Origin of the sequence: Allobosea sp. CER48 (genome assembly GCF_044752385.1) — a bacterium.
GTDB lineage: Bacteria > Pseudomonadota > Alphaproteobacteria > Rhizobiales > Beijerinckiaceae > Allobosea.
Genome location: NZ_JBIWYK010000089.1, coordinates 1 through 9225, shown reverse-complemented (window position 1 = coordinate 9225; position 9225 = coordinate 1). Strand labels below are relative to the sequence as shown.

The window sequence follows — 9225 nt, the reverse complement described above, 5'->3', positions numbered from 1 at the left end:
ACGATACCGTCGTCTGGGCGGTCGGTGACGATCGCGACCTCGTCGACGGCGGGGCCAACACCGACACCTTCGTCGTGAATGGCGACGGCAGCAGCGAGACCTACCGGGTCTACAGCCGGGCGGCGGCGCTGGCTGCGGGGCTCGCGATTGCGGCCAATACCGAGATCGTCATCACCCGCAACGGCACCAACAACGGCTCGATCATCGCCGAGCTCGACAATATCGAGGAGATCGTGATCAACACCGGGGCCGGAAACGACACGGTGCTGCCGATCGGGAATTTCGGGCCGACCAGCCTGAGCACGAGCACGATCACCATCAACGGTTCGAGCGGGGACGACACGGTCGATATTTCGAGCCTGGCCTCGGCCCACCGCATCCTGTTCCGTTCGAACGGCGGCAACGACACCATCGTCGGCACGCTGCGCCCGCAGGACGTGATCGAGCTGATGGAGGGCAGCTCGCCCGCCGACTACGTCAGCACCGTCAATCCGAACGGGACGACGACGCTCTCGAACGGGGCTCACTCGATCACCTTCGCATCCGCCGGCACGCCGATCATCCGCGAGGAGGACGATCAGCCGCGCGGCGGCTTCGAAATGTCCCAGCGCGATATCGATGGGCTCAAGAAGCTCATCAACGGCCAGCGGCCCTTCGCCGATGAGGACGATGCCGATCACGCGCTCGGCGTGCGGACGCTTTCGGGCGCCGGCAACAACGAGGACAATCCGGAATGGGGCGCTGCCGACACGCCGTTCATCCGGCTGACCGAGGCGCGCTACGGCGACTACGACGCCGGGATCGACAACCGCGAGCTCAACCCGATCTATGAAGGGCTGGACCCCCGCGCGATCTCGAACATCCTCGGCGCGCAGGAAGCCGGGCTGCCCCACGCCAGCAACAACGCCAACATCTTCTTCATGGCGTTCGGCCAGTATTTCGACCACGGGCTCGACTTCATCCCGAAGAACGCCGTCAACGGCACGGTGCAGATCGGTGCGCCCGGTATCGGCCAGCCCGGCCAGGGCAACCCGGCCGACCTGACCCGCGGCGAGGTCTTCGCGATCGACGACGAGGGCGTGCCCCAGCACCTCAACAAGACCTCGACCTTCGTCGACCAGAACCAGGCCTATGGCTCGCACAGCCTCATCGGCCAGTTCCTGCGGCAGGGCGACGGTGAGGGCGGCCTGACGTCCTATCTGCTCAAGGGGGCGCCGGACCCGTCCAATCCCTCCTTCAGCCTGCTGCCGACCCTGCGCGAGGCGATCCAGCATCACTGGGACAACAACACGGTCTTCACCGACCCGTCGCTACCCGGCGGCCAGATCGCCTTCCGTACCTATTATTCCAACTATCCGGTGTCGGAGACCGCGACCGGCAACCTGATCGGGCCGGATGGCGCCTTCGATCCGCAGGTCTACGGCAAGCTCGCGAACAATTTCATGGGCTCCGGCCAGCCGCTTCTGCTCGACACCAACCCGTTCATCAGCCTGCTCGACCACTATGTGGCGGGCGATGGCCGGGCGAACGAGAACTTCACGCTCACCTCGATGCACACCATCTGGGCGCGCAACCACAACTTCCACGTCGACAACCTGCTCGCCTCCGGCTTCACCGGCACGGAGCAGGAGCTGTTCGAGGCGGCCAAGGTCCTCAACGAGGCCGAATACCAGCGCGTGGTGTTCACCGAGTTCGCGGATGCGCTGATCGGCGGCATCCGCGGCGACGGCGACCATGGCAACAATGGCTACAACCCCGACGCCGACCCCGGCATCTCGCACGAATTCGCGGCGGCGGTGTACCGGGTCGGCCATTCGCTGATCGGCCAGACCATCACGGTGATGGACGCCAACGGCCAGCCCAAGCAGGTGGCGCTGTTCGATGCCTTCCTGAACCCGAGCAACGATGCCGACGTCTTCACGATGCCGCTTTCCCAGCTCGCGCAGTACGGCTATGTGCCGCAACCCGGCTACGAGCAGTACGGCATCAACCCGATCCTGGAAGGCATCGCGACGCAGCCGGCCGAGCAGGTCGACTTCAACATCGTCGACGCCGTGCGCAACGATCTCGTGCGTATCCAGGCCGACCTGTTCTCGTTCAACGTGGCCCGCGGCCGTGATGTCGGCCTCGGTACGCTGAACCAGATCCGCAAGGACCTCGCCGCCTCGCAGAACTCCTACGTCGCGGAGGCGGTCGGCTATGCCGGCAACATGTCGGCCTACGCCTCCTGGGAAGACTTCCAGGCACGCAATGGACTGAGCGATACGGTCATCGCGCAATTCAAGCAGGCCTATCCCGACCTCGTGCTCGATACGCCGGAGAAGCTCGCGGCCTTCGTCGCGGCCAATCCCGACATCGCGCTCGTCAACGGCAACACGGTGAAGGGCATCGATCGCGTCGATCTCTGGGTCGGTGGCCTCGCCGAGAAGCACATCAATGGCGGCATGGTCGGCCAGACCTTCTGGGTCGTGCTGCACGAGCAGTTCGACCGCCTGCAGGAAGCCGACCGGTTCTACTACAAGGATCGGCTGGAGGCCTTCGACTTCTACGAGGAGTTCATCGACGGCCAGGAATTCGCCGACATCATCGCGCGCAACACCGGCCTGACGGACCTGCCCGAGAACATCTTCGAGGTGAACGACGAGGATGACGAGGGCGAGGACGACGGTCAGGGTGATGACGACGAGGATGATGATGACGACGACGGCGCGTCTTCGGGCGGCGACGATGAAGACGCCGACGACGACGAAGACGACGACGACACGTCTTCGGGCGGCGACGACGATGATGACGGGGATGATCCGTCCTGCGGCTGCGACGATGACGATGACGGCCCGGGTACGCCGGCGCCCAATCCGAACCCTGCGACGGGGGGCGCGCTGCGCAGCGGCACGGCGGCGGCGGATGTGCTGATCGGCACGGCGGGGGCGGACAACCTCGTCGGCCTCGCCGGGGACGATACCCTGACCGGCCATGGCGGGGCCGATGCGATCTCGGCCGGGGAGGGGGCGGATTTCGTCGATGCGGGGGATGGCCGCGACGTGGTCTTCGCCGGAGCGGGCGACGACCAGGTCTTCGGCGGGGGCGGCGCCGACATGCTCTATGGCGAGGCCGGCAACGACCGGATCTTCGGCGGGGCGGGCGACGACCTGATCGATGCCGGCGCCGGCAACGACACGGTGGTCGCAGGCAGCGGCGACGATCTCATCATTGCCGCCGCCGGCGATGGCGACGACACCTATTTCGGCGACGAGATCGATGGCGGCACCGGCATCGACACGCTCGACTTCTCGGCGATCACGGCCAATCTCACCGTCGATCTCGGCAACGGGCTCAACGGGCGCGGCCAGGCGGTCAGCAGCCAGAGCGGCACCGACACGCTGTGGGGCATCGAGAACGTCGCGACCGGCTCCGGCAACGACACGATCACGGCCAGCGAGGCGGTGAACGTGATGGAGGGCGGGGCGGGCAACGACACCTTCCGCTTCCTGAGCGCGGCCGGGGCGGATGGCGACACCATCCTCGACTTCCAGCCCGGCGACCGCCTCGATCTGAGCGCGATCGACGCGGACGCGACCCAGGCCGGCAACCAGAGCTTCACGCTGGCCAATGGCGGAAGCTTCACGGCCTCGGCCCAGCTGACGGTGACCTACGAGACGCGGGCGGACGGCGCGTACACCATCGTCAAGGGCAATGTCGACGCGGCGACGGATGCCGAGTTCCAGATCAACCTGAAGGGCAGCCACAACCTGACGGGCAGCAACTTCATCGTCTGATCGAACCGGCAGCGGGCGGGCGGGCCGGGGGGCCGCCCGCCCGATCCTTCTCTTCACTCGCAGTTTTCGGGGGCCAAGATGGCACCGTCCAAGACACTCTCCTCCAGGACACTCTCCTCCGCCCGCAAGCGGGATGCCGCCCGCCTCACCCGCGGCCTGCGCGGCATCGTGCTCTTCCTGTTCGCGGTGTCGGGCCTGATCAACCTGCTGGCGCTGACCGGCTCGTTCTACATGATGCAGGTCTACGACCGCGCCTTGACCAGCGGCAGCATCCAGACGCTGGCGGCGCTCTCGGCGCTCGCCATCGGGCTCTATCTCTTCCAGGGCTGCTTCGACGTCATCCGCTCGCAGGTTCTGGTGCGGGTCGGCGCGCGCTTCGACAAGGAGATCGCGCCGGTCGCGCATCGCGTCACCATCGACATGCCGCGCTTCGGCTTCTCGACGGCCGAGGCGATGGAGCGCGGCCGCGACGTCGATACGGTCCGCAGCTTCCTCGGCGGGCAGGGGCCGGGCGCGCTGTTCGACCTGCCCTGGATCCCGCTCTACCTGGCCTTCGTCTACTTCCTGCATCCCTGGCTCGGCGGGCTGACCCTGGCCGGCGCCGTGGTGCTGACGCTGCTGACGCTGCTCAGCGAGGTCCTGACCCGGCGCATCAACAGCGAGACCCGGCAGGCGGCCGTCACGCGCGGCGCCATCGCCGACAGCAACGCCCGCAATGCCGAGGTGCTGAAGGCGATGGGCTTTGCGCCGCGCGCGGTCGAGCGCTTCGACGAGGTCAACCGCGAGCACCTGCTGCTGCAGACGCGCTCCAGCGATCTCGGCGGCACCTTCGGCGCGATCTCCCGGGTGCTGCGCATGGTGCTGCAATCGGCGACGCTGGGGCTCGGCGCCTATCTCACCATCAAGGGCGAGCTCTCCGCCGGCGCGATCATCGCGGCCTCGGTCGCCTCGGCCCGCGCGCTGGCGCCGGTCGACCAGGCGATCGCCAACTGGAAGCCCTTCGTCGCCGCGCGCATGGCCTTCCAGCGCCTGCGCGAGACCATGACGGCGCTGAGCAAGGCGGTCGAGCCGATGCAACTGCCGGCGCCGCGCCAGTCGCTGAAGATCGACAGGATCACGGTGGCGGCGCCGGGCAGCGGACAGGTCCTGCTCAGCGAGGCGAGCTTCGATGTCCAGGCCGGCCGGGCCGTCGGCATCATCGGCCCGAGCGGCGGCGGCAAGACCACGCTGGTGCGGGCGATCACCGGCATCTGGCCGATCCTGCGGGGAGCCGTGCGCCTCGACGGCGCCGAGCTCGAGCAATGGCCGGAGGAGGCGATCGGCCGCCATCTCGGCTACCTGCCGCAGGAGGTCGCGCTGCTCGATGCCACCGTCGAGGAGAACATCTCGCGCCTGGCGGAGAATGCCGAGCCGGCGAAGGTGGTCGAGGCCGCCGCCGCTGCCGGCATCCACGAGATGATCCTGCGGTTGCCGCAGGGCTACAAGACCCAGCTCGGCCCGCAGGGCACGGCCCTCTCGGCCGGCCAGCGCCAGCGCATCGGGCTGGCGCGGGCGCTCTACGGCAATCCCTTCCTGGTCGTGATGGACGAGCCGAACTCCAATCTCGACGGCGAGGGCGAGGCGGCGCTCACGGCCGCGATCGGGCAGGTCAAGGCCCGCGGCGGCATCGTCGTCATCGTCGCGCACCGGCCCAGCGTGCTCCAGGCCGTCGACGATGTCGGGCTGATCCAGGCGGGCAAGCTCGTCGCCTTCGGCCCGCGCGACAAGATCCTCGCGCCGGCCCAGCCGCGCGCCGCGAGCGGGGCGCCGGCCGCGAACACTGTCGAGCGCCCGGCCGCCATGCCGCGGGCCGTCGGGCTCGGCGACCATCCCGCAGCCCTTCACGGACGGGTGCCGGCATGATCACGATCAAGACCGCCAGGCCGGCGGAGAGCCAGGCTCCCGATGCCGGCCAGATCTATCGCCGGGTGCAGGCCGAAGCGGCGCCGGCGCCCCGCTGGCCGGGCGTGCTCGCGCTTGCCGTCACCGCGGTGGCGATCTACCTCAAGAGCCTGTTCCCCGGCCAGGCGCGCACCGATGCCGCGGCGCCCCCCGCGGCGAAGGACGACGCCGCGGCCGCGGAGGCCCCGCGCAACCAGGCTGTCGCCGAAGACGACGGGCGGGCGCCGGCCCAGGGGCCGGACGTCGACGAGACCGGGTCGCTGGGCCAGGAACCACCCGCGGCCAGGGCGGTCGGAACCGGCGGGCCGGGCTATGTCGTCCCGGGCCTCCCGGATTTCCTCAACATCGACTCGCGGCTGATCGACTACGGGCAGCTGCCGCTGCCGCGCTATCCCTCGCCGATCTTCGAGTTCGGTGCCGGCTTCTCGGCGAACAACGACAATGGCTGGCGCAGCCTTTCGCTGGCGGCCGTCGGTGGCGGCGCCTCCCCGTCGGAGGCGAGCGCCCGGACGCCGACCGGCGATGCCGGCCGCCCGGCCGATGCCGGCCCCGACAGGCACGGCCCGGACACGAAGCCCGGCGGGGGCGGCGATGACGACGACCCGACCCCGCAGGAGCCGCGCAACCGTGCCCCGCGCGTATCCGGCCCGGTCCAGCTCGCCGATATCGGCGGCTGCCAGACCCTGATGATCGCGAGCCTCGCCCTCCTCATGGGCGCCAGCGACGCCGATGCCGACCCGCTCTCGATCATCGGGCTGCGGGCCTCGAACGGCCAGCTCGCCGCCGCCGAAGGGGGCTGGGTGTTCAAGCCGCAAGGCGGCTGGTACGGCACGGTCACGCTGACCTACTGGATCAGCGACGGCGAGGATTACGTGCGCCAGACGGCGACGCTGCGCGTGCTCGAGTTCCTCGACGTCGACGGCACGGCGGGCGACGACAGGCTGCTCGGCAGCGACTGCGCCGACCGGATCAGCGGCCTCGGCGGCGACGACATCGTCGATGCGCGCGGCGGCAACGACATCGTGGTGACCGGCGCCGGCAACGACCACATCGCCGGCGGCGCCGGCAACGACCAGATCGATGCCGGAGCCGGCAACGACATCGTCTTCGGCGGCGCCGGCAACGACGTCATCCATGGCGGCGCCGGGAACGACAGCCTGCATGGCGGCGACGGCGACGACACGATCTACGGCGGCGCCGGCAACGACGTGATCACCGGCGGTGCCGGCAACGACATCATCGATGCGGGCGAGGGCGACGATACGGTCGATGGCGGCTCCGGCGACAACATCATCGACGCCGGCCCCGGCAACGACGTCGTCACCGCCGGCGACGGCAACAACACCGTGCGCGCCGGCGCCGGGGACGACCGGGTCACCCTCGGCAATGGCAACGACGTGGTCGATGCCGGCGCCGGGGACGATTGCGTCCTGGCCGGCGGCGGCGACGACCGCGTCTTCGGCGGGGAGGGCGCCGACGTCATCGCCGGCGGCGCCGGGGACGACGTGCTCGATGGCGGCGCCGGCGCCGACCGGGTCGAAGGCGGCACCGGCAACGACTGGATCGTCGCCACCGGCGATGCCGCAGCCGACTGCTACGACGGCGGCGAGGGCCACGACACCCTCGACCTCTCCGCCACCGAGCACGGCGTCACCGTCGACCTGACGCGCGGCAAGGCCGTCGGCATCGAGATCGGCGAGGACACGGTGATCGATTTCGAGACCATCCTCGGCGGCAGCGGCGACGACTGCCTGATCGTCGGGGAGAAGGCCGCCACGCTCAAGGGCGGCGAGGGCGACGACCGCTTCGTCTTCGCCGTCGGGGACGCCCCCGGGCGGACCGACGATCTCGTGCACCAGATCCTCGACCTCGAGGCCGGAGACCGCATCGTCGTCAGGCAGTACCAGCTCCGCTCGCACCGCGACGATGACGACGACGAGGATCGCCGCGACGGCGATGGCGACGGCTTCGGCCAGGCCTATGGCGACGACAGCGACAGCCGCCCCTTCCGCTTCCGCATCGAGAAGATCGGCGAGCACGAACGCACCTATGTCGACGTCTATGTCGAGCAGCAGGAGGCGAAGGACTTCTCCATCGAGATCTACGGCAACCACAAGCTCTATTACGTCTGAGGCAAGAGCCGGCCGGGCCACCCGGCGGCGAGGGGAAAGCGCCATGAACGCGCATAATCACGACTTCACCGCCACAGGTGAAAAGCCGGCCGCCCGCGACGGGCGCCTGAACTTCCGGTTGCGCGGCCATGTCGTCGCCGGCTCGGCCCTCGCGCTGCTGCTCGTGCTGGGCTGCGGCGGCTGGGCCGCGACTGCGGCATTGAACGGCGCCGTCGTCACCCAGGGGGCGGTCAAGATCGACCAGAACCTCAAGGAGGTGCAGCACCGCGACGGCGGCATCGTCCAGTCGATCGCGGTGCGGCAGGGCGACCATGTCGAGGAAGGCCAGATCCTGTTCCGGCTCGACGACGTCCAGACCCGCGCCGAACTCTCGATCATCCGCTCGCAGCTCGCCGAGAACCTCGGCCGCAAGGCCCGCCTGGTCGCCGAGCGCGACAATCTCGCGAGCGTCACCTATCCGGCGGAGATCGCCAGGCTCTCCGACGAGGTCGACCATATCCGCGAGGGCGAGACCCGCCTCTTCACCGGCAACAAGGCCAATCGCGACAGCCGCAAGGAGCAGCTGGAGATCGCGATCGTCCAGTCCGGCGAGGAGATCCGCGGCCTGGAGGCACGCCAGGTCGCCAAGATCGAGGAGATCAGGCTCGTCGAGCTCGAGCGCGGCAAGTATCTCGGCCTCTACCAGAAAGGCTTCATCGACGGCGTCAAGGTCTTCAACATCAACCGCGAATGGGCAAGGCTGCTCGGCGAGCGCGGCGAGATCGACGCCACGCTCGCCCGCTCGAAGCTGCGCATCAGCGATGCCCGCCTCCAGATCATCGCGATCGACGAAACGGCGCGTACCGAGGCCCAGCGCGAGCTGCGCCAGGTCGAGGCCAAGCTCTCCGAGCTGAACGACCGCCACGTCGCCAACGAGGACCGGCTCGCGCGCATGGACATCCGCGCGCCGATCGCCGGCACGGTCAACGAGCTGATGATCTTCACCGTCGGCGGCGTCATCACCCCGGCGGCACGGCTCGCCACCGTCGTGCCGCACAACTCCAGGCTGATGGTCGAGATCCGCGTCGCCCCCGGCGACATCGACCAGGTCCATGTCGGCCAGACCGCGCGGATGCGCTTCTCGGCCTTCAACCGCAACACCACACCGGAAGTCTCCGGCAAGCTCACCCATCTCTCGCCGGCGACGACGAAGGATCCCGCCAGCGGCCAGAGCTTCTATGTCGGCGAAGTCCAGATCGAGGACGCCGCCATCGCCCTCGGCGACCGCCGCCTCCTCCCCGGAATGCCCGTCGAAGTCTTCATCTCAACCGAAGACCGAACAGCCCTCTCGTTCCTCGCCAAACCCGTCATGGACCACGCCCAACGCGTCTTCCGGG

The 9225-nt window shown here is 69.1% G+C and carries 4 protein-coding genes; all 4 read left to right on the top strand.

The features are described from left to right. Positions 1 to 3776 (top strand): peroxidase family protein (locus ACIPIA_RS05615; RefSeq protein WP_400507486.1); only part of this gene is annotated, 3776 nt, incomplete at its 5' end. Between the two features lie 78 nt (positions 3777 to 3854). Continuing rightward, positions 3855 to 5678 (top strand): type I secretion system permease/ATPase, encoded by a 1824-nt coding sequence (locus ACIPIA_RS05610; protein ID WP_400507484.1) that lies wholly within the window; start codon positions 3855 to 3857, stop codon positions 5676 to 5678. Beyond that, positions 5675 to 7849, top strand: coding sequence for a cadherin-like domain-containing protein (locus tag ACIPIA_RS05605; protein ID WP_400507482.1), 2175 nt, complete (start codon positions 5675 to 5677; stop codon positions 7847 to 7849). The genes ACIPIA_RS05610 and ACIPIA_RS05605 overlap by 4 nt, the downstream gene beginning before the upstream one ends. Before the next feature lie 43 nt (positions 7850 to 7892). Next, positions 7893 to 9225: HlyD family type I secretion periplasmic adaptor subunit (locus ACIPIA_RS05600; protein ID WP_400507480.1), on the top strand; the 1333-nt coding region annotated here is incomplete at its 3' end.

Excerpts from the sequence above, each read along its gene's own strand:
- ACIPIA_RS05605 (WP_400507482.1), top strand. The coding sequence starts at position 5,675 with ATGATCACGATCAAGACCGCCAGGCCGGCGGAGAGCCAGGCTCCCGAT.
- ACIPIA_RS05610 (WP_400507484.1), top strand. The coding sequence starts at position 3,855 with ATGGCACCGTCCAAGACACTCTCCTCCAGGACACTCTCCTCCGCCCGC.